The organism is Streptomyces cyaneofuscatus, from assembly GCF_042718795.1.
Classification (GTDB): domain Bacteria; phylum Actinomycetota; class Actinomycetes; order Streptomycetales; family Streptomycetaceae; genus Streptomyces; species Streptomyces cyaneofuscatus_A.
Map to the genome: position 1 here is coordinate 78,074 of NZ_JBHXOX010000002.1, position 21,185 is coordinate 99,258.

The 21,185-nt window shown below is 72.9% G+C and carries 18 protein-coding genes; 7 read left to right on the plus strand and 11 right to left on the minus strand.

Features of this window, described 5'->3' with window-relative positions; translation table 11 throughout:
* Nucleotides 1-163: 163 nt before the first annotated feature.
* Complete coding sequence (locus ACFWRT_RS02035) at nt 164-1,486, plus strand: hypothetical protein (RefSeq protein ID WP_380949500.1); 1,323 nt, start codon at nt 164-166, stop codon at nt 1,484-1,486.
* A 418-nt stretch (nt 1,487-1,904) separates the two neighbouring features.
* On the opposite strand, the gene ACFWRT_RS02040 is transcribed toward ACFWRT_RS02035, so the two are convergent.
* The 6 genes from ACFWRT_RS02040 to ACFWRT_RS02065 all read right to left on the minus strand — a co-directional run bounded on the left by ACFWRT_RS02040 (nt 1,905) and on the right by ACFWRT_RS02065 (nt 10,196).
* Nucleotides 1,905-2,852, minus strand: coding sequence for a 3-oxoacyl-ACP reductase (locus ACFWRT_RS02040; protein WP_380949596.1), 948 nt, complete (start codon nt 2,850-2,852; stop codon nt 1,905-1,907).
* Between the two features lie 34 nt (nt 2,853-2,886).
* Entirely contained in the window at nt 2,887-3,963 is a 1,077-nt protein-coding gene (locus tag ACFWRT_RS02045; protein WP_380949498.1) for a Zn-dependent alcohol dehydrogenase, read from the minus strand.
* 47 nt (nt 3,964-4,010) lie between these two features.
* Nucleotides 4,011-4,868 (minus strand): MaoC/PaaZ C-terminal domain-containing protein, encoded by an 858-nt coding sequence (locus ACFWRT_RS02050; RefSeq protein WP_380949497.1) that lies wholly within the window; start codon nt 4,866-4,868, stop codon nt 4,011-4,013.
* A gap of 217 nt (nt 4,869-5,085) precedes the next feature.
* Nucleotides 5,086-6,567, minus strand: coding sequence for an MFS transporter (locus tag ACFWRT_RS02055; protein ID WP_380949496.1), 1,482 nt, complete (start codon nt 6,565-6,567; stop codon nt 5,086-5,088).
* Between the two features lie 125 nt (nt 6,568-6,692).
* Complete coding sequence (locus tag ACFWRT_RS02060) at nt 6,693-7,883, minus strand: lipid-transfer protein (protein ID WP_380949495.1); 1,191 nt, start codon at nt 7,881-7,883, stop codon at nt 6,693-6,695.
* Between the two features lie 27 nt (nt 7,884-7,910).
* Entirely contained in the window at nt 7,911-10,196 is a 2,286-nt protein-coding gene (locus tag ACFWRT_RS02065; protein WP_380949494.1) for an acyl-CoA dehydrogenase, read from the minus strand.
* Between the two features lie 205 nt (nt 10,197-10,401).
* Between ACFWRT_RS02065 and ACFWRT_RS02070 the strand changes: the two genes are divergently transcribed.
* From ACFWRT_RS02070 to ACFWRT_RS02090, 5 genes are all read left to right on the plus strand, one after another.
* Nucleotides 10,402-11,946: an MFS transporter gene (locus ACFWRT_RS02070; RefSeq protein ID WP_380949493.1), complete on the plus strand. Its 1,545-nt coding sequence runs from the start codon at nt 10,402-10,404 to the stop codon at nt 11,944-11,946.
* Between the two features lie 52 nt (nt 11,947-11,998).
* Nucleotides 11,999-12,652 (plus strand): class I SAM-dependent methyltransferase, encoded by a 654-nt coding sequence (locus tag ACFWRT_RS02075; RefSeq protein WP_380949492.1) that lies wholly within the window; start codon nt 11,999-12,001, stop codon nt 12,650-12,652.
* Nucleotides 12,653-12,741: 89 nt separating this feature from the next.
* Nucleotides 12,742-13,656: an N-acetylmuramoyl-L-alanine amidase gene (locus ACFWRT_RS02080; RefSeq protein WP_380949491.1), complete on the plus strand. Its 915-nt coding sequence runs from the start codon at nt 12,742-12,744 to the stop codon at nt 13,654-13,656.
* A gap of 216 nt (nt 13,657-13,872) precedes the next feature.
* Nucleotides 13,873-14,751: a hypothetical protein gene (locus ACFWRT_RS02085; protein WP_380949490.1), complete on the plus strand. Its 879-nt coding sequence runs from the start codon at nt 13,873-13,875 to the stop codon at nt 14,749-14,751.
* Nucleotides 14,752-14,868: 117 nt separating this feature from the next.
* A complete protein-coding gene (locus ACFWRT_RS02090) occupies nt 14,869-15,879 on the plus strand; it encodes an LLM class F420-dependent oxidoreductase (protein WP_380949488.1) in 1,011 nt (336 codons plus the stop codon).
* A gap of 13 nt (nt 15,880-15,892) precedes the next feature.
* On the opposite strand, the gene ACFWRT_RS02095 is transcribed toward ACFWRT_RS02090, so the two are convergent.
* Nucleotides 15,893-16,672 (minus strand): maleylpyruvate isomerase family mycothiol-dependent enzyme, encoded by a 780-nt coding sequence (locus ACFWRT_RS02095; RefSeq protein ID WP_380949487.1) that lies wholly within the window; start codon nt 16,670-16,672, stop codon nt 15,893-15,895.
* Nucleotides 16,673-16,727: 55 nt separating this feature from the next.
* Nucleotides 16,728-17,324 (minus strand): hypothetical protein, encoded by a 597-nt coding sequence (locus ACFWRT_RS02100; protein ID WP_380949486.1) that lies wholly within the window; start codon nt 17,322-17,324, stop codon nt 16,728-16,730.
* A gap of 137 nt (nt 17,325-17,461) precedes the next feature.
* Here ACFWRT_RS02100 and ACFWRT_RS02105 point away from each other — a divergent pair, with 137 nt between their 5' ends.
* On the plus strand, nt 17,462-17,755 hold the full coding sequence (locus ACFWRT_RS02105; protein ID WP_015608233.1) for a hypothetical protein: 294 nt from the start codon (nt 17,462-17,464) through the stop codon (nt 17,753-17,755).
* A gap of 79 nt (nt 17,756-17,834) precedes the next feature.
* On the opposite strand, the gene ACFWRT_RS02110 is transcribed toward ACFWRT_RS02105, so the two are convergent.
* The 3 genes from ACFWRT_RS02110 to ACFWRT_RS02120 all read right to left on the minus strand — a co-directional run bounded on the left by ACFWRT_RS02110 (nt 17,835) and on the right by ACFWRT_RS02120 (nt 21,061).
* Complete coding sequence (locus ACFWRT_RS02110) at nt 17,835-18,908, minus strand: prenyltransferase (RefSeq protein ID WP_380949485.1); 1,074 nt, start codon at nt 18,906-18,908, stop codon at nt 17,835-17,837.
* Nucleotides 18,905-19,636, minus strand: coding sequence for a class I SAM-dependent methyltransferase (locus ACFWRT_RS02115; protein ID WP_380949483.1), 732 nt, complete (start codon nt 19,634-19,636; stop codon nt 18,905-18,907). The genes ACFWRT_RS02110 and ACFWRT_RS02115 overlap by 4 nt, the downstream gene beginning before the upstream one ends.
* A 102-nt stretch (nt 19,637-19,738) precedes the next feature.
* Nucleotides 19,739-21,061 (minus strand): glycosyltransferase family 4 protein, encoded by a 1,323-nt coding sequence (locus ACFWRT_RS02120; RefSeq protein WP_380949481.1) that lies wholly within the window; start codon nt 21,059-21,061, stop codon nt 19,739-19,741.
* Between the last annotated feature and the right edge of the window lie 124 nt (nt 21,062-21,185).

Here is a 21,185-nt window from a genome sequence, read left to right on the forward strand (position 1 = left end):
TCCGCCGCCCCGGGCCGCCGGACCTGTACCCCCCGCCAGCACACTCACCCCCTCCCCCTCAGGAGAATCCGGGCATCACCACCCTTATGTGTGAAGTGCGGTGGCTCGTGTTGTTCGGCTGGAAGTGCGAAAACTAGCTTTCGTAGCCGGAGGTGACGAGTCCATGACTGCCTGTGCCATCGAGGGCGGAACCGCCGGGGCCGCCACGACGGCGGATCCCGGTCCTGAAGAGTCCGGCGAGCCGGAGGAACCCGTCGGCGCGGAGGACGCTGCGGCGGAGGCCGCCGAACCGGAGGGGGCTGTTTCGCGGGAGGGGGCCGCCGCACCGGAGGGGGCCCCCGCGCCCTGGGCCGAGGCGCCCCGCGCCCCGGGGGCGTTCACGCTGACCGCGGACGGTGCGTACGGGGCCCGGCTGACGGCGGCGCCCGGCGTCCCGGGCGAGCAGCGGGCCTGGTACCCGGAGCGCTGGACGCTGGACGGGCCCGAGCCCTACGCCGTACCGCTGCCGCTCCACCAGCCCGAGGAGCCGGACGCGCAGGTGGTGCCGCTGGCCGACGGGCGCGTGCTGATCCGGCGGCGGGTGGCGGACCGGCAGATGTTCTCGCTGCTCTACCCGACCGGGCCCGCCACCGGCGAGCTGGCCCTCGGCGCGGTCGAGTGCGACGGGATGGTGCTGCTGCCGCCCTCGCCGGACGGCTCCAGCGTGTACGGCCTCTCCGCGGGCGACCACTCCTCGCTGCTGTGGCTGGTGGCCGGCGGCGCCTTCGGGCCGGAGCTGGTCGCCGAGGTCCCCGGGCACTGCTCGGGCGGGGTCTGGCTGGACCGGGCGGGCCGGATACTGGCCCTGGACCGGCAGTCGCCGGGCGGCGGGCCGGTCAAGGCGGTCGCCGTGGACCTGGAGCGGAACGGCGAGGTGACCCCGCTGCTCCAGATCACCCCGGCGAGCGACGACCGGCTGCTGCTGGCCGACCCGGACAGCGGGCTGCTGCTGATCCGCTCGGACGCGCCGGGCCACGACCGGCTCGGCTGGGGCGTCCTCGGGAGCTGTCTGCCCGTCCGCTTCCCGGAGTGCCTGCGGCCGGCGGATGTGGCGGTGACGCCGTTCGCCGTCCAGCCGGGGCAGATGCTGATGCCGGAGAGCTGCGCCGTCGCCCTGCGCATCGACGGGGCGGCCGGGAGCTGGGTGGGGGTGTGGCGCCCGCAGGGGCGGCGGCTGCACCAGCTCGCGGCGCCGGAGGGCTGGTCGGCGGGGGCCGGGTACTGGAGCCGGGACGGGGTGCTGCACCTGCCGTACGCGAACGCGGCGACGCCCTGCGCCGTGGCCCGGATCGAGGCCCCGGGCGACGACGGACCGCTCCCGGAAACCGGCGGACCGGGCGGCGATGCGGGCGGAACGGAACCGTCCGCCGCCGTCACCCCTCCTGTCGTGTGTAAGCCGGTTCCGTTGGGGCAGGCGCCTCTGCACCGGACGGCGTCACCTGGCTAAACTCGGCGCCCGGGCTACGCAGCCGTACCGGGCGGGCGCCGACGGTGACCGCACCGGAGGGCGGCGGAGCCTGCGAACACGCATACGGAACACATAGGCGCGCCGTGCGACCACGTACGTGCGACACAGGTAACAGGTAAGCGATCACAACGGGGTGACTTCCCAGATGTCTGAAGCCCGAACCGACATGACCACGCCGCGCACGCCGGGGGGCGACGCGGCGGGGGCCGGGACCGGCGGTTCCGGAAAGCACCGAGGGGGTGCGTCGATGGAGAACACGTCGGTGCAGCCGCACGGGCGCCACCGCAGGCCCGCCCAGGAGGAATCCAGGGCGGCCTGAGCAGTAGGCGCGGCAGAGCGTGAGGTGGGTCCGGTACCCGGCGAGCAGCCGGGTACCGGACCCACCTTCCGTTCTCCCCTACTCCCGCTTGAGGCCCAGCACTTCGGCGGCCGCGAAGGTCTCGTTCGGCGGCCGGTCCGCGTAGTACGGGGTGATCAGCTCGTCCAGCTCGGCGAAGGTGAACGTCTCCTTCGCCGCGTCGAACTTGGCCGCCACCCTGGGCCGTTCGACGATCGCGACCATGCCGCCGTGGACGACGAGCAACTGCCCGTTGACCCCGGCCGCGGCGGGTGAGGCGAGATAGCCGACGAGCGGCGAGACATGCTCGGGGGCCAGCGCGTCGAGCGTGCCGTCGGCCGGTTCCTGGAAGCCCGCGAACACGTCCTCGGTCATCCGGGTCCGGGCGCGCGGGCAGATGGCGTTGGCGGTGACACCGTACTTGGCGAGGGCGAGCGCGGTGGAGGTGGTGAGGCCGACGATGCCGCCCTTGGCCGCCGCGTAGTTGGGCTGCCCCGCGGAGCCCGCGAGGTACGCCTCCGACGAGGTGTTGACGATCCGCCCGTAGACCGGACCGCCGGTCTCCTTGGAGCGGGAGCGCCAGTGGGCGGCGGCGAAGTGGGTGGTGTTGAAGTGGCCCTTGAGGTGGACGCGGATCACCGCGTCCCACTCGTCCTCGCTCATCGAGAAGATCATCCGGTCCCGCAGGATGCCCGCGTTGTTGACCAGGATGTCGAGCTTTCCGTAGGTGGAGACCGCCGACTCGACCAGCTCTCGGGCCTGTTCGTGGTCGGAGACGTCTCCGAGGTGGGCGGTCGCCCGGCCGCCCGCCGCGCGGATCTCGGCGGCGACCTCCTCGGCGGGCGCGGCGGACGCCTCACCCGATCCGTCGCGGCCGGGCTGCCCGTAGTCGTTGACGACGACGGCGGCGCCGAGCCGGGCCAGTTCGAGGGCCTCGGCGCGGCCGAGCCCGCGGCCGGCGCCGGTGACGATCGCGGACAGCCCGTCGAGCGGGAGGGGAAGAGGCATCACGGTCCTCGGCTTCCTTCGGTACGGGTGGGGTTCAGAGTTCGATGCAGGTACGCAGCGACTCCCCGGTCCGCATCTGGTCCAGCGCGTCGTTGACCTCCTCCAGCCGGACCCGGTGGGTGATCATCGACTCCAGGTCGATCCGGCCCGCCCGCCAGAGCGCGATGGCCCGCTCGTAGGAGCGCAGCACGTCCCCGCCGCCGTACATCGAGGGCAGGATGCGCTTCTCGTCGAAGAACAGCTCGAACATGTTGACCTGGAAGTGGTCGTCCATCGCCCCGGCGCCGACGACGCAGAGGGTGCCGCCGCGCCGGGTGTGCTCGTAGGCGGTGCGGGCGGTGGCGGACTTGCCCACGACCTCGAAGACGTAGTCGAAGCCCTCGCCGCCGGTGATGCGCTGCTGGGCGTCGGCCAGTCCGCCCGGGTCGACGGCCTCGGTGGCGCCGAAGCGGAGGGCGGCCTCGCGGCGGGAGGCGACCGGGTCGACGGCGATGATCTGGGCGGCGCCCTGGACGCGGGCGCCCTGGATGGTGGAGATCCCGACGCCGCCGCAGCCGATGACGGCGACCGACGAACCCGCCTCCACCTTCGCCGTGTTGATGGCCGCGCCGAGGCCGGTGGTGACGCCGCAGCCGATCAGGGCGGCGATGGAGAAGGGGACGTCGTCGGGGATCGGCACCGCGCAGCCGGCGCCGACGACGACCTCCTCGGTGAAGGTGCCGGTGCCCGCGAAGCCGAAGACGTCGCCGCCGGGGCGCTTGAAGTTGGGGGTGCCCGCGTTCATGAAGCCCGCGAGGCAGAGCTGGGTCTGGCCGCGCTTGCAGGACGGACAGGCCCCGCAGGCCGGCAGCCAGCAGACGAGGACCCGGTCGCCGGCGCTGAGGCCGCTCACCCCGTCCCCGACGTCGATGACCTCGCCCGCGCCCTCGTGGCCGGGGATGAAGGGGGCGGGCTGCGGGAGGATGCCGCTCATCGCGGAGACGTCGGAGTGGCAGAGCCCGGTGGCCCGGATGCGGAGCTTGACCTTTCCGGGTCCGAACCCCACCGCCTCGACGTCGTCGAGGACCTCCAGCTTCTCCTGGCCTATCTCGTGCAGTAAGGCTGCGCGCATGGGTGCGGCTCCCCTCGAATCGGCTGCCGGAAAGGGTGCTGCTGGGTTCAGGAGTGTTCGACGAGCGTGTCCGCCAGGACCGGTGAGTCGTCCCGCTCGACCGCGGTGACCGTCACCTGGACGCGGCCGTCCCCGGCCGCCCACATCCGGATGCGGAGGGTCTCGCCGGGGAAGACCACTCCGGCGAAGCGGGTGCGGTAGGAGGTGATGCGGGAGACGTCGCCGTCCAGCAGGGTGTCGGTGACGGCCTTGAGCACCATCCCGTACGTGCACAGCCCGTGCAGGATCGGCCGGTCGAAGCCGGCCAGCTTGGCGAAGGCGGGGTCCGCGTGGAGCGGGTTCCAGTCCCCGGAGAGCCGGTAGAGCAGCGCCTGGTCCTCGCGGATCTGGCGTTCGACGGTGCGGTCGGGGGCGCGGTCGGGCAGGGCCAGGCGGTCGGAGGGCCCGCGCTCCCCGCCGAAGCCACCCTCCCCCCGTACGAAGATCTGGGCGTCGTTGGTCCAGAGCGGCCCGTCCTCGTCGCTCGCCTCGGTACGCAGCACGATGACGGCGGCCTTGCCCTTGTCGTACACCGCCGCGACCTTCGAGGTCTGTTCGGCCCGGCCGGTCACGGGGATCGGCCGGTGCACGCGTACGGTCTGGCCGCCGTGCAGGACGGCGGCGAGGTCCACGTCGATGCCGGGCGCGCCCATCCCGCCGAACGCGGCCGTTCCGGCGCCGGCGACGGTGGCGAAGCTCGGCAGCACCTGGAGCCGGGACTCCAGGGTGTAGCGCAGCTCGTCGGGATCGGTGGCGGGGATCCCCGCGCCGAGGCCCAGGTGGTAGAGCTGGACGTCCTTGTGGTTCCAGGCGATCTCGGCTCGGCGGGGGTCGGCGGCGAGGGCCGCTGGGGCATCGATGGGCATGGCGAAGCCGCTCCTTGACGGGGGAGACCGACGGGGAGGCCGACGGTGGAGACCTCGGTGCGGCTGTCCGCACCGCAGACCGCACCGAGGCCGCGCGGGGACCGGCAGCGCGCGCCGTTCTAGAACGCGTTCTATCCGATGGCCCATGTATAGCCCAGGCCCAGGAAGTTGGGAAGGTTGCTGACGCCATGTCAGCTCTGCGCGGCTGCCCGGGTACTCAGACCCGCTCCTGCGCCTGCACCTTCGCCGCCTGCTCCTCCCGTACGCGGGGCGTCCGGTGGTTCGGCAGCCACGCCAGCATCACCAGGACCCCGACCAGCAGCACCCCGCACGCCGTACGGAACGCCGTGGCGTACCCGGCGGTGACCTCGGCCGGGTCGACGGAGCCCGCCGTGCGGGCGGCGGCGACCGTGGACAGCACCGCGAGGCCGAGGGCGCCGCCCATGGTGCGGGAGGTGTTGACCAGGCCGGAGACGAGTCCCGCGTCCCCGGCGGCGGCGCCGGAGGTGGCGAGGGTGGCCAGCGGGGTGGAGGCGAGCCCGGCACCGGCCATCATCAGGATGCCGGGGAACATGATCGCGGTGAGGTAGGAGCCGTCGACGCCCATGGTGGACTGCCAGCCGAAGCCCGCGGCGGTGATCAGCACCCCGGCGACGGCCAGGCTCTTGGCCCCCGTACGCGCCATGATCCGGGGCGCGATCTTGGAGCCGAGGATGACGGCGGCCGAGGTCGGCATCAGGGCGAGCCCGGCCTGCAACGGCGTGTAGCCCAGCACGTTCTGGGCGTAGACGGTCATGAAGTACCACATGGAGAAGGTGGCCGACCCCATGAGGAACATCGACACGTTGGCGGAGGAGACCGCCCGTACGCCGAACACCCACAGCGGGATCAGCGGCACCGACGTCCGCGCCTCGACCAGGACGAACGCGGCGAGCAGCACCACGCCCGCCAGCAGCGGTACGAGGGTGGCGGCGGCCGTCCAGCCCACGGCCTCGGTCTGGACGATCCCGTACGCGACGGTGGCGAGGCCCGCGGTGACGAGGACGGCGCCCAGCAGGTCGATGCGGCGGCGGTCGCCCGCCCGGCCCTCGGTGATCCACAGGGCGGCGGCGACCAGGACGAGGGCGCCGACGGGCACGTTGATGAGGAGGACCCAGCGCCAGGAGAGGGCGTCGGTGAGGACCCCGCCGATGAGCCCGCCGGCCGCGCCGCCGCCCGCGCCGACCGCCATCCAGGTCGCTATGGCCTTCGTCCGGGCGGGGCCCTCGGGCACGGCGGCGGTGAGGATGGTGAGCGTGGCGGGGGCCAGGACGGCGGCCCCGAGGCCCTGCGCTCCCCGGGCCGCGAGGAGCTGCCAGCCCTCCTGGGCGAGGCCGCCCGCGAGGGAGGCGGCGGTGAAGACGCCGAGCCCGACGAGGAACATCCGCTTGCGCCCGTAGATGTCGGCGGCCCGCCCGCCCAGCAGCATGAATCCGGCGAACGCGATCGAGTAGGCGTTGACGACCCACTGGAGCGCGCTGTGGCTCAGCCCCAGGTCGGCGCGCATGGAGGGCAGTGCCACGTTGACCACGGAAACGTCGAGGACGACGAGGAACTGGCCGGTGCAGGCGGCGAGCACGACGGCCCACGCGCCGGTGGGTATGCGGGAGCGGGAGGTACGGGTGGGCGCGGGGGCCGGGACGTCTGCCATGCCGGTCATGGTCGCAGGTAGTGGATGCCCCGTACATCGGGTATCGGTCGGAGATCCTGGGCCGGGGGCGTCCTAGGTCCGAAGTCCTGGCCCTCGCTCCCCTCACCTCCGCACCCGTCGCCTCCCCGGCGGCCTCACCGCCGCAGCAGCGTCACCACCGCCGCCCCGCCCAGCCCGATGTTGTGCGCGAGGCCGGTGCGGGCGCCCGGGACCTGGCGCGGGCCCGCCTCGCCGCGCAGTTGCCAGGTCAGCTCGGCGGCCTGGGCGATCCCGGTCGCGCCCAGCGGGTGCCCCTTGGAGATCAGCCCGCCCGACGGGTTCACCACCCACCGACCGCCGTACGTGGTCGCCCCCGACTCCACGAGCTTGCCGGACTCCCCCTCACCGCAGAGGCCGAGCGCCTCGTAGGTGAGGAGCTCGTTGACGGAGAAGCAGTCGTGCAGCTCGATCACGTCGAGATCGCCGGGGCCGATGCCCGCGCTCTCGTAGACCTGCCGGGCGGCGGCCCGGGACATCGGGGTGCCGACCGCGTCGATGCAGGTGCCGGAGGCGAAGGAGGCGTCGGTGTCCGTGGTCATGGCCTGGGCGGCGATCTCCACGGCCCGTTCCCCCAGGCCGTGTGCCTCGACGAACCGCTCGGAGACGACCACGGCCGCCGCCGCGCCGTCGGAGGTGGGTGAGCACTGGAGCTTGGTGAGGGGGTCGTGGACGGTACGGGAGGCGAGGACCTCCTCCACCGTGTACGGGTCCTGGAACTGGGCGTACGGGTTGTCCACCGAGTGCCGGTGGTTCTTGGCCCCGACGGCGGCGAGCTGCGCGGGAGTCGTCCCGTACCGCTCCATGTGCTCGCGGGCCGCGTTGCCGAAGATCTGCGCGGTGGGCGGGGACGCCTCGAAGCCGTGGGCGGCGGCCATGATCCCGTAGTGCCGGGCGACGGGCGAGGCCGCGAAGTCCCCGCTCCCCTCACTGCCACCGCCCAGTGAGCCCCGCGCCATCTTCTCGAAGCCGACGGCGAGGACGCAGTCGCCGGCGCCGCCCTCGACGAACTGCCGGGCCAGCATCAGGGCGGTGGAGCCGGTGGCGCAGTTGTTGTTGACGTTGTAGACGGGGATGCCGGTGAGCCCCAGCTCGTAGACGGCCCGCTGCCCGGCGGTGGAGGGCTGGAAGCAGTAGCCGACGGTGGCCTGCTCGACCTGGTCGTACCGGACCCCCGCGTCCTCCAGCGCGGCGGTGCCCGCCTCGCGGACCATGTCCGCGTAACTCCAGTCGCGGGTCTCCGGCTTCTCGAACTTCGTCATGCCGACGCCGACGATGTAGGCCTTCATGTTCCGCTCCTCAGGTGTTGGCCGTGCTCAGTCCCGGGGGAGGCCGAGCATCCGTTCGGCGACGACGTTGAGCTGGATCTGGGTGGTGCCGCCCGCGATGGTCAGGCAGCGGGACATCAGGAAGCCGTGCAGGGCCCGCTCCCCCGCCTCCGGTTCGTCCACCGCGCCTGCCGGACCGAGGAGTTCGAGGGTCAGCTCGGCGACCTTCTGCTGGTGGACGGTCTGGACGAGCTTGCGCACCGAGGCCCCGGCGCCCGGTTCGAGGCCGGAGACCTGCTGGAGGGTGGTGCGCAGCCCGATGCAGGCGAGGGCGTGGGCCTCGGCGGCGAGTGCGCCGATCCGGGTACGGGTGGTGTCGTCGAGCCCGGCGGAGCGCGCGATCAGAGCCTCGAGACCGCTGTCGAAGGTCATCTGGTCGGCCATGTGGACGCGTTCGTTGCCGAGGGTGTTGCGGGCGACACGCCAGCCGCCGCCCACCTCGCCGACGACGGCGTCGGCGGGGAGGAGCACGTCGTCGAAGTAGACCTCGTTGAAGAGGGATTCGCCGGTGATCTCCTTCAGCGGGCGGATGTCGATGCCTTCGGCGTTCTTCATGTCGACCAGGAAGTAGGTGAGCCCCCGGTGCTTGGGTGCGTCCGGGTCCGTGCGGGCGAGCAGGATGCCGTGGTCGGCGGTGCGGGCGGCGCTCGTCCAGACCTTCTGCCCGGTGATCCGCCACCCCTCGGCGGTCCGTACGGCGCGGGTGCGCAGGGCGGCGAGGTCGGACCCGGCGTCGGGTTCGGAGAAGAGCTGGCACCACTGGAGGTCGCCGCGCAGGGTGGCCGGCAGATAGCGCTCCCGCTGCGCCTCGGTGCCGTACGCGATGAGCGAGGGCACGACCCAGGTGGCGATGGATAGGTCGCTGAGCCGGATGGACTGGTCCGTCAACTCCTGCTGGATCGCGAGCTGTTGTACGGGGCCCGCGCCCAGCCCGTACGGGGCGGGCAGGTGCGGGGCGGCGTAGCCGGTGGCGGCGAGGGCGCGGCGGGCCTCGCGGGGCGGCAGGCCCCGGGCGGCGGCGAGGTGGGGGCGGGCGTCGGCGCGGTGGCGGGCGGCCTCGGCGGGGAGTTCCAGGGCGAGTTCGCGGCGGGCCCCGCCCTCGGCGAGGCGGGCGGCGCGCAGGTGGTGGGCGCCGGCGGCACCGAGGAGCTGGCGGGCGAGGACGGCCCGGCGCAACGCGAGGTGGGCGTCGTGCTCCCAGGTGAAGCCGATGCCGCCGAGGATCTGGATCGCGTCCTTGGCGCAGCCGTACGCGGCCTCCGGCGCGGTGGCGGCGGCGAGGGCGGCGGTGAGCCCGCGCACGTCGGGCCCTTCGTGGCCGCCTCCTGCCTGCTCGTCGGCGGCGCGGGCGGCCTCGTCGGCGGCGCGGGCCGCGTCCCAGGTCAGGGCGCGGGCCTGTTCGAGGCGGACGAGCATGTCGGCGCAGAGGTGCTTGACGGCCTGGAACGCCCCGATGGGCCGCCCGAACTGCTCGCGTACCCGGGCGTGTTCGACGGCCGTGTCCAGGCACCGGGCGGCGGTCCCGCAGGCGTCGGCGGCGAGGAGGATGCCGGCCAGGTCGCGGACGAGCGCGGAGTTGAGGGGCAGGACCCGGTGCGCCGGTAGGAGGACGGCGTCGGCCCGCACCTCCGCCGTCGGCCGGGTCGGGTCGACGCTGCGGTGCGGGCGCACGGTGAGCCCCTCGGCCCCCGCGTCCACGAGGAACCAGCGCACCCTGCCGGACGCGTCGGCGGCGGGCAGGAGCAGCAGGTCGACCGCCTCGCCGGAGAGGACGGGCGGGGCGGTGCCGTCGAGGCGGTGGCCGCCCTCGGCCGGGGTGGCGGTGAGGGTGCCGGGGGCGAGGGCGAGGGCGGCGGTACGCTCCCCGGCGGCGAGGCCCCGGAGCAGGTCCTGGAGCAGGTCCTGGAGCAGGTCCCCGGCCCCCGCACCCGCCGCTCGCCGCACCACCGCCCCCGTCAGCGCGGTCGCGAGGTACGGCCCCGGCAGCGACCCGTAAGCCACCGCCTCTAGGACCACGGCGAGGTCCAGGACGCCGCCGCCCCCGCCCCCGTACTCCTCGGGCAGATGGATCCCGGTCAGCCCCTGCCCGGCGAGCGCCTCCCAGTACGCGGGGCGCACTCCGCACGGAGCCGGGCTCCCCGCGTCGAGAAGTTTGCGCACCTCGCCGGGCGGGACGGCCCGCGCCAGCCACCCCCGTACGGAGTGCGCCAGCGCGCGATGCTCTTCGGTGATGCCGATACCCGTGCCGATCCCGATATCCGTGCCGATGCGCATGCGGATCCTCGCCGGTCGCAGCCACTGGAACGGGCGCAAGAGTAGAACACGTTTCACTTCTACGGAAGGCCTGGCGGCGGAAGACCTGACGACACGTCAGGATGTCGAGGCGCCCGGACCGGAATAGGACCCACCAGGGAAGCGTTCACCATGCACACACTTGGGGGGAGCCCGGGTGGTCAAGGCTGCCCGGGAGGCCCCACGGATGCGACGGACGAAACAGATACGGCACACAGGGGGCCTCCCCCGCCCGCCGAAAGCGCGCTCAGGACCCATCGTTCCCGTCCTCGCCTTCGCGGGGATCACCGTCGCGGTCATGCAGACCCTGCTCGTCCCGGTCATCAAGGACCTGCCGGTCCTGCTGGGCACCGACCCGGCCAGTGCCACCTGGGTGATGACCGCGACCCTGCTGGCGGGTGCCGTCTCGACCCCGATCATGGGCCGGCTCGGCGACCTCCACGGCAAGCGCCGGATGCTGCTCGCCTCGCTCGCCGTCATGGTGATCGGGTCGCTGATCTGCGCGTCCACCGACGACCTGGTCGTGATGATCGTCGGACGCGCGCTCCAGGGCTTCGCCATGGGCGCCATCCCGCTCGGCATCGGGATCATGCGCGACGAGCTGCCGCGCGAGAAGCTCGGTTCGGCGATGGCCCTGATGAGCTCGTCGATCGGCGTGGGCGGCGGCCTCGCGCTGCCCGCCGCCGCGGTGGTCGCCCAGCACACCGACTGGCACGCGCTCTTCCTCGGCTCGGCCGGGCTCGGCGTGCTCGCGATGGCACTGACGTACGCACTCGTCCCGGAACCTCCCCTCCGCGCACCCGGCACCTTCGACTACACCGGCGCCTTCGGCCTCTCGCTCGGCCTGGTCCTCCTGCTCCTCCCGATCACCAAGGGCGGCGACTGGGGCTGGGCCTCGGCCCCCACGCTCGGCCTGCTCGCCGCGTCCGTCACGGTCCTGGTGCTGTGGGGCCTGTTCGAACTGCGCACCCCGGCGCCCCTGGTCGACCTGCGCACCACCGCCCGCCGCGAGGTGCTGCTCACCAACCTCGCCTCGATCATGGTCGGGGTCGCCTTCTACGCGGTCTCCCTGGTCCTGCCGCAACTGCTCCAGCTCCCCACGTCCACCGGCTACGGCCTCGGGCAGTCCATGGTGGTCGCCGGGCTCTGCGTGGCCCCGCTGGGCGTGACGATGATGTTCGTCGCCCCGCTCTACGCCCGGATCTCGGCCCGCCGGGGCCCCAAGTCCACCCTCATGCTCGGGATGCTGATCATCGCGATCGGTTACGGGGCCGGGCTCGGGCTGCTCAGCGCCGCCTGGCAGACCGTGCTGATCGCGGTCGTCCTCGGCGCCGGGATCGGCCTCGCCTACTCCTCGCTGCCCGCCCTGATCATCGGCGCCGTCGACCCGTCGGAGACCGGCGCGGCCAACGGGCTGAACACCCTGATGCGGTCCATCGGTACGTCGGTGTCGAGCGCGGTCATCGGCATGGTGCTGGCCAACACGTCCGTGCGGATGGGGTCGGTGCAGGTGCCGTCGATGGAGGGGTTCCGGATCTCGTTCCTGATCGCCACGGGGGCGGTGCTGATCGGCCTGGTGCTGGCGGCGTTCCTGCCGTCGCAGCGCCCGTCGGGCCACCCGGTACTGCTGGCCAGCAGCGCGGACGCCGGGCCCGCGCCCGTCGCTTCGGTGCAGGCGGCCCCCGCCGCGACGGCCGGCCGGACCGTACGGCACGATGGGGCGCCGTCGTAGGCAGACCCGCTGCCGCAGCCCTGTGCAGACCCGCTCCACCTGGAGGAACCCCGTGACCGCCGCCACCCCCTCCCCGTCCCCGGACGTGCTCGCCGCGTTCGAGGCCGCCAAGGGCTTCATGCCGGTCCACGAGGGGCTCGCCCTGTACGCGGCCGCCACCGAGTCCGGGGCGCTGGGGCTGCCCCTGCTGGAGGTGGGCACGTACTGCGGGCGCTCCACGATCCTGCTGGCCGACGCGGCCCGGACGGCCGGGGTGGGCGCCCTCACCGTGGACCACCACCGGGGCAGCGAGGAGCAGCAGCCGGGCTGGGAGTACCACGACCCGAGCGTGGTGGACCCCGAGGTCGGGCTGATGGACACCCTCCCGGCCTTTCGCCGCACCCTGCACCGGGCCGGTCTGGAGGAGCACGTGGTGGCGCTCGTCGGCCGCTCCCCGCAGGTCGCCGCCGTCTGGGCCGGGCCGCTCGGCCTGGTCTTCATCGACGGCGGGCACACCGACGAGCACGCGAACGCCGACTACGAGGGGTGGGCCCCGCATGTCGCGGAGGGCGGGCTCCTGGTGATCCACGACGTGTTCCCCGACCCGGCCGACGGCGGGCAGGCCCCGTACCGGGTGTACCGGCGGGCGCTGGCCTCGGGGGCGTTCACCGAGGTGTCGGTGACGGACTCGCTGCGCGTGCTGCGGCGCACGGGCGCGGGGGTCTGAACGCACCCGGGCGCGCCATTCCCGTACCCGTGGAGGCGCGGGCATCTGAGGTCCCGCTGCCCTCCGGCCCGTACGGATAGCATCGCCGCGTGCCGTACGACGACAGCGTTCCCCCCACCGTTCCCGCCACCCGCCCCACCCGCCGCACCCGCCCGCTCCTCGTGGCCGCCGCACTGGCCGCGCTCTGCCTGACGGCCGTCGCCGGGTGCGGCGGCTCTCCGGACACGACGGACGGGGCGGGCGCGAAGGCCTCCGCTCCGGCTTCCGCTCCGGCTTCCGCTTCTGCCTCGGCCACTCCGAAGGCCTCCCCCACCGCCCCACTCCCCCAAGGCCCGCTGACCGGCAGGACCGTGGTGATCGACCCGGGCCACAACCCCCGTAACCGCGAGCACACCAAGGAGATCAACGAGCAGGTCGACATCGGCACCGGCCGCAAGGAGTGCGACACGACCGGCACGTCCACGGACGCCGGCTACGCGGAGGCCCGCTTCACCCTCGATGTGTCGCACCGGCTCCGGGAGTTGCTCCAGGCGCAGGGGGCCCGGGTCCTGCTGACGCACGACGACGACCGGCCGTTCGGGCCCTGCATCGACGAGCGGGCCCGGATCGGCAACGAGGCGAAGGCCGACGCGGTGGTCTCGGTGCACGCGGACGGCTCGGCGGAGGGGAACCGGGGCTTCCATGTGATCCTGCCGGCGGCGGTGAAGGGCGGCGGGGCGGACACCTCGAAGATCGTGAAGAGTTCGGCCGATCTCGGAGCCCGTATCGCCGGCCATTTCGTCCGCACGACCGGAAGCGCTCCCTCCAATTACATCGGCGGCGGTACCGGGCTGGACACCCGTGATGATCTCGGCGGACTGAATCTGTCGACCGTGCCCAAAGTCTTCGTGGAATGCGGCAATATGCGTGACCCGAAGGACGCGGCCCTGCTCACCGACGCGAGTTGGCGGCAGAAGGCGGCCCAGGGGATGGCGGACGGCATCGCCGCCCACCTGAAGGGGTAGGTCTGACCGGCGGGGAGGGGGGCCGCCGGGCAAGGGGTGGGTCTGCGGGGATATTGGGGGGATAACTGTTCAAGAACCGGGCACGGGCGCAACCCGACCGGTCAGACGATAGATTCATCCGTACGATGGGGAGCCACCCCCGAGCTTCATGCCGCGCCCGCCGCAGAGGCGGCAGCGACGACCGCCCCGACGAGACGACCGACTAAGGACCTTCACGTGAATATCCGCTCCCTCACTCGAGGCGACGGCGTGGTGATCGGAGCAGCGGTCGTGCTGTTCATCGCCTCTTTCCTCGACCTCGCCGGCTACGACTGCCCCTCCGGCGTGGACTGCTCCCGCTTCAGCAGCCCGAACGCCTGGGACTCGCTCGGGCTACTGATGAGCGTCTTCCTCGCCGGCATCATCGGCGCGGCGCTGGTGATCCTCGGCCGGCTGGCGCCCCGCAAGGTCGTGGGGCTCGACCTCGGCCAGTTCGGGACCGCGTTCACCGTCTTCGCGCTGTGGACCGCCTTCTGGACGATCATCGACGTCAGCGATGCCGGCGCCGGCCTGATCCTGGGCCTGCTGGGGACGCTCGTGCTCGCCGCGGCCACGGTCGCCGGCCCGCTGGTCCCCGCACTCAAGGCCCCGCTCGTCGGCGCCCCGAAGCCGGCGCAGGCCGTGCAGCCGCCGTACGGTGGCCAGCCGGGCCAAGGCCAGGGCTACGGCTACCCGGGCGCCCAGCAGCAGCCCTACGGCGCGCAGCCGAGCCAGGGGTACGGCTACCCGGGCGCGCAGACCGGTGGCCAGCCGGGGCAGCAGGGTCACCAGGGGCAGCAGAGCCAGCCCGACGCGGCACAGGCGCAGGCCGCCCAGGCCCAGCAGGCCGCTCCGCAGGGCGGCGCGGCTCCGGCGGCCGACTTCACCCCGTTCTGGTTCGCCGTTCCGGTGGCCCGTCCGCTGTACGGCGAGGACGGCGCGCCGAACCCGATCGCCGAGCTGGCGCCGGGCACCTGGTACCTCGCGGTCGAGCAGCGCGGTCAGGGCCTCATCGCCCAGACGCAGGACGGCCGTCGCGGCGTGCTCCAGGACACGACGGGCATCCAGCGCGGCTGATCCCGTACGCGTGACGCCTGCGGCCCCTCGCCCTTCCGGGCGGGGGGCCGCTGCCGTACAGTCCGTCCCGCACCCTCCCTACCTGACGGATCGTCACCTACGGCCGGAGGCAACGGAATGCGGCTCGGACTGGCACTCGGATACTGGGGTCGCGGCCCGGACCCCGGCCATCTCGCCCTCGCCCAGGAAGCGGAGCGGCTCGGCTACGACTCGGTGTGGACTGCGGAGGCGTGGGGCTCGGACGCCTTCACCCCGCTGACCTGGATCGCCGCGCACACCTCACGGATCCGGCTGGGTACGGGGATCGCGCAGATGGCGGCCCGTACGCCGACCGCCACGGCCATGCACGCGCTGACCCTGGACCACCTCTCCGGCGGCCGGCTGCTGCTCGGCCTCGGCCTGTCCGGGCCGCAGGTGGTGGAGGGGTGGTACGGGCGCCCGTTCCCGAAGAGCCCGCTCACCGCGACCCGCGAGTACGTGGAGGTGATCCGCCAGGTGCTGGCCCGCGAGGCCCCGGTGGAGGTGTCAGGCCGCTTCCACTCCCACCCGTACACGGGCCCGGACGCGACCGGCCTCGGCAAACCGCTGAAGCCCATCACGCACCCGCTGCGGGCCTCACTCCCGGTCCTGCTGGGTGCGGAGGGCCCGAAGAACATCGCGCAGACGGTCCGGATCGCGGACGGCTGGCTCCCCCTCTACTGGTCACCGCACCGCACGGACGTGTACGAGGCCTCGCTCGCGGGCCTCCGCGAGGGCTTCATGGTCGCGCCGATGGCCCGCGCGCACGTCTGCGACGACGTGGCGGAGGGACTGCTGCCGGTCAAGGCGATGCTCGGCTTCTACATCGGCGGCATGGGCCACGCGGCCCGCAACTTCCACGCGGACCTGATGGCCCGGATGGGCTTCGAGGAGGAAGCGCGCCGCATCCAGCACCTCTTCCTCCAGGGCCGCAAGGACGAGGCGATCCAAGCGGTCCCGGACACCTTCGCCGACGAGATCTCCCTGATCGGCCCACGCGCCCGGATCGCGGAGAAGCTCGCGGAGTGGCGCAAGGGCCCGGTGACCGACCTGTTGGTCACCGCCCCGGACCCGCACACGCTCCGGGTCCTGGCGGAGCTGAACAGCTAGGGCGGGTCCGGGCTCACCCGAACGACGACCGGTCCAGCCAGAAGTCCAGCAGCTCCGCGTCGCCGAGCACCTCGACCCGCTCGCTCGTCGGCTCCAGACGGCGGTTGAAGACGAGCATCAGGTCGGTGAGCGAACCGCGCAGGGCGACCGTCGCCTTCGCGTGGTCGTGCCGCCAGGTGAAGCGGTCATCGCCGAACTCGATCAGCCACTCCGCCCCCGGTACGTCGGTGGCGTGCAGGTGCAACGAGCGTCCGCCACCCCGCAGTTCGTCCGCCTCCGGGTCGCCCTCCTCCTGCGAGAAGGAGACGATCCGCAGCCACTCGTCGATGGTGTCGGCGGCCACCTCGGCGTCGACCGTGTACGGGACCCGCGCGGCGAGCGCCGCGTCCGCCCGGTGCACCACCGTCTCGTGCGTCATGCGCCGCGCCCAGAACGCCGTACGCCGCTCCCACGCCCAGGTCCACACCTCGGTGTCCGGCCCCGCCTCCCGCAACGCCTCGACGGTCGCGGCCGCCCCCTCGGCGAGCCAGGCGTCCAGCGCGCCCGGGTCGTCGCTCCCGGGCCCCGCGGCGCCCGGCACCTTCTCCTCCGGCACGTCCTCGGTGGCCCGCCCGCGCACGATCTCCCCGACCCAGCGGTGGGCGCCGCCGACATGCACGGCGAGCTGCCGCAGGTTCCAGTCGGGGCAGGAGGGGACGTTCGCGGTGAGATCCGCGCCCTTGAGGGTCGCGCGCAGGGCGTCGGTCTGCGCGAGGATCTCGTCGCAGTAACGGTCGTAGGAAAGAAGCGTCATGCCGGGACCCTAACCGCACCGCAGACGTTGATCATCTGAATAACGGACGACCGCTCTACCCCGTCAGCTGCGAGGTGGAGGGGACCTTCTCCTTCACCTCGGCACCCGCGTCCTTCCCGGCGTTCTTGATGCTGTCGATGACGCTCTCGAACGCCCCGATGTCCCCCTCGCCCGCCTCGCCCTTGCGGAGCTTGGTGGCCATGCCCTGGAGGGACTCGATCCCGGCCGTGAGCGGGGCGACGGCCTTCGACAGCAGCGGGTCGCCCTTGGCGTTCTCCGCGGCCGCCTTGAGCCGGTTGTACGCGAACCCGCCCGCGAGCCCCGCCTTGACGAGGGCGAAGGTGCGCCCCTCGGCCCCCTTCTTGAAGGTCCCCGCGTGGTACGGCTTCACGATCCACTGATACGTCGCCCCGGCCGCGAGCCCGGCGTTGGCCACGAAGCGGGTCTTGGCCAGCCGCTGTCTCTCGGTCGAGGCGGACGGACTGGCGGCAGAGGCCGAGGCGGAAGCGGAGGCGGAGGCGGAACTACTGGTCCCCGTACCGGTCGCACTGCCGGAATCACCGGAATCCCCGCACGCCGTGACGGACACCAGCACGGCGCAGGCGAGCAGGAAAGCCACCAGCGGCCGACGGATCGGTACGGAACGGGTCACAGCGGCCTCCCGGGCAGGAGCGTCACAAGGAGTGACGAACCTCGGCACTCCCGGCCAGGCTCACCCGGCCCCGCACGGCCCGCCACCCGGTACCGCCATTCGGGTTTCACTGAGGGTAAAGCGGTAACCAGGACTCCATGTCCTACAGAACCCGTTCTTCTGGCAGCAGTTCAGCGGCGAGGATCATCGCCGTCGTGGCCGACATCCTGGCCTTCATCATCATTCTCTGGATCCTGATGTACCTGCTGGACGCCAATCGGGGCAACGACTTCGTGCAGTGGGTGCACGACGCGGCCACCTGGCTGGCGGGCTGGTCGTACGACCTGTTCACGTTCGACGCGGCGTGGGCGCGGGTGGTGGCCGGTTACGGTCTCGCGGCCGTGGTCTACCTGTTCATCGGGCACGCCATAGCCGGCCGGATCCGCCGCTGACGACGGACCGGCCGCACCAGCGGTCAGCGCCGGACTGCTACCGGCGAGCGGCTGCCGGCTACAGGCGAGCGGCTGTCGGCTACCGGCAGCAGTCCGGCTCCAGGCCGACCGGCAGCCGCTCGCCGGAGAAGACCGCGGTGGTCGCCTCGTCCCCCCCGAGTGCGGCCACCGCCAGCAGCAGGGAGCCCGCCGTCCAGGTGGTCAACTCCTCGGGCCAGAAGGCCTTGTTGCCCTCGAAGACGTACCCCGTCCAGTACAACCCGCCTTCGGCACGCAGGTGTTGGATGGACTGGAGGATCTCCAGGGCCCGGTCCGACTCCCCCGTCACCCAGAGGGCGAGGGCGAGTTCGCAGCTCTCGCCGCCGGTGACCCAGGGATTGGGCAGGACGCAGCGCACCCCGAGGCCAGGGACGACGAAGCGGTCCCAGCCCTCCTGGATGCGGGCGGTGGCCTCGGCCCCGGTGACGGCGCCGCCGAGCACCGGGTAGTACCAGTCCATCGAGTAGCGGTTCTTGTCGAGGAAGCGCTCGGGATGGTGGCGGATCGCGTGGGCCAGCGCCCCGGTCGCCAACTCCCAGTCGGGCTGCGGCTCTTCGCGCTGCTCCGCGATGGCGAGCGCACAGCGCAGCGCCTGGTGGACGGAGGAGGAACCCGTCAGCAGGGCATCGTTCACCGCCGTCCCGTCCGCCTCCCGTTTCCAGCCGATCTGCCCGCCGGGCTGCTGGAGTCGGAGCACGAACTCGATCGCCGCGAAGACGGTCGGCCACATCCGGTCGACGAACGCGTCGTCCCCGGTGGCGAGGTAGTGGTGCCAGACGCCGACGGCCACGTACGCGCAGAAGTTGGTCTCGCGGCTGCGGTCGGTGGGCTGCCCGGGGTCGCCGTCGTGGTAGGCGGCGTACCAGGAACCGTCGCCGTTCTGGTGGCGGGCCAGCCAGTCGTAGGCGCGCTCGGCCGCCTCGTGCTCGCCGGCCGCGTCCAGCGCCATCGCGGCCTCGGTGTGGTCCCACGGGTCGAGGTGGTGGCCCCGGAACCAGGGCAGCGCCCCGTCCTCGCGCTGTACGGCGGCGAGCGCGGCGACCGTCTCGGCGGCCTGAACCGCCGTCAGAACGCCGGGCAGGACCAGGTGTTCGGTCTGTTCGGGAGTGCTCACGCCTGCGCCTTCGGGAGGTGCGGCTTGGTGGCGTACGCGACGAAGCTCTTGCCGACGACCGGGTTGAGCAACTGCTCGGCGACCCGGGTGGCGAGCGGCTTCTTCATGATGTCCCAGACCAGCAGCTTGTGGTACGCCCGCACCGGCAGCGCCTGGTCGTTGTCCACGCCGAAAGCGCACTTCAGCCACCAGTACGGCGAGTGCAGGGCGTGGGCGTGGTGGGTGCCGTACGGCTTGAGCCCGGCCTCGCGGATGCGGGCGAGGAGCTGGTCGGCCTTGTAGATGCGGATGTGGCCGCCCTCGACCTCGTGGTAGGCGTCGGAGAGGGTCCAGCAGATCTTCTCGGGGCCGTAGCGCGGGACGGTGATGGCGATGCGGCCGCCCGGCTTGAGGACCCGGACCATCTCGGCGAGGACGCCCTTGTCGTCGGGGATGTGCTCCATGACCTCGGAGATGATCACGACGTCGAAGGAGTCGTCGGGGAAGGGCAGGTTGAGGGCGTCGCCCTCCATCGCCGTGGCGGTGGCGCCCTCGGGGGCCTCCCCGGCCTCCTTCATCGCGGCGAACCACTTGGCGACCTCGCGGATCTCCTCGCCGTTCTGGTCGAGGGCCACCACCTGTGCGCCGCGCCGGTAACACTCGAAGGCATGACGGCCGGCACCGCAGCCCAGGTCGAGCACTCGGTCGCCGGCGGCGAGCGGGAAGCGGGTGAAGTCGACGGTCAGCACGGGGGCCTGCCTTCGAGGTCGGAGGGACGGGTTCGGAGAAGCGGGGTACGGCAGCCGGTGAACGGGGCCGCCGTCACCTGCGGGTACGACGTGGTCACGCCGTCACCTGCGGGCCGCTGCCTTACGGACGGCGATCGCCTGACGGTACAGCTCGGCCGTTCCGGCGGCCGCCCGGGCCCAGGTGAAGTTGGCCAGTACCCGCTCCCGGCCCGCCGCGCCGAGCCGGGCGCGCAGCTCCGGGTCGGCCAGCAGCCGGGCGAGCGCCCCGGCCAGCGCGTCCGCGTCGCCGGGCGCCACGGCGAGGCAGGTCTCCCCGTCGCGGCCGGAGACCTCGGGGATCGCGCCGCCGGTGGTGGCGACCAGGGGCGTGCCGGTGGCCATGGCCTCGGCGGCGGGCAGCGAGAACCCCTCGTACAGCGACGGGACACAGGAGACCTGGGCGCTGCGCACGAGGTCGACCAGCTCGGCGTCGCTGATGCCCTTGACGAACTCGACGGCGTCGGTGAGCCCGTGCCGCTCGATGGCCCGGGCGACCGGCCCGTCCTCGGCGCGCTTGCCGACGACGACGAGGTGGGCGGCGGGGTTCTCCGTACGGAGCTTGGCGAGGGCGTCGACGAGGTGGACCAGGCCCTTGAGCGGGACGTCGGCGCTGGAGGTGGTGACGATGCGGCCGGGCACCTCGGCGACGGAGGGGTCGGGCGACCAGAGGCCGGTGTCGGCGCCGATGTGGACGACGCTGATCCGGTCCGCCGGTACGCCGAGGTCCTCGACGATCTCGTCACGGGAGGAGCCGGAGACGGTGAGCACGGTGTCCAGCTTGCGGGCGACCCGCTTCTGCATCCGGGTGAAGGCGTACCAGCGGCGTATGGAGGCGCGCCGGCGGCGGCTGGTGGCGGCCGCCAGGTCGAGCCTGCGGTCCACGGTGATGGGGTGGTGGATCGTCGTCACGAGTGGGGCCCCGAGGTCGCCGAGGAGCCCGTAACCGAGGGTCTGGTTGTCGTGGACGACGTCGAACTCGCCGCGCCGGGCCAGGAGATGGCGGCGGGCGCGGAGGCTGAAGGTGAGCGGTTCGGGAAAGCCGCCGGTCCACATGGTGGCGACCTCGGCCAGGTCGACCCAGTCCCGGTACTCGCCCCGCTTCGGCGTACGGAAGGGGTCCGGCTGCCGGTACAGGTCCAGGCTGGGGAGCTCGGTGAGCGGAACGCCCTCGTCGAGCACGGGGTAGGGCTGCGCGCCGATGACCTCGACGCTGTGGCCCAGCCGGGCCAGCTCACGCCCGAGGTGGCGTACGTAGACGCCTTGGCCACCGCAGAACGGGTTGCCCTTGTACGTGAGGAGCGCGATGCGCAGCGGCCGGTCGCCGGCCCCGGCGGCGGAGCTGCTGCCGCCCGTGCGGGGGCCCGTCTCTATGGCCTCAGCGGTCACACTCGGCCCCCTTCTGACTGCGTGTTCGCCGGAGCGTAACCGGTAGCGCTAATCTAGAACAAGTTCCAGACTTGATCGTTCGACGTGCATCGAATCTACCGGCAGGTAGCGACGGTGTGAGGCC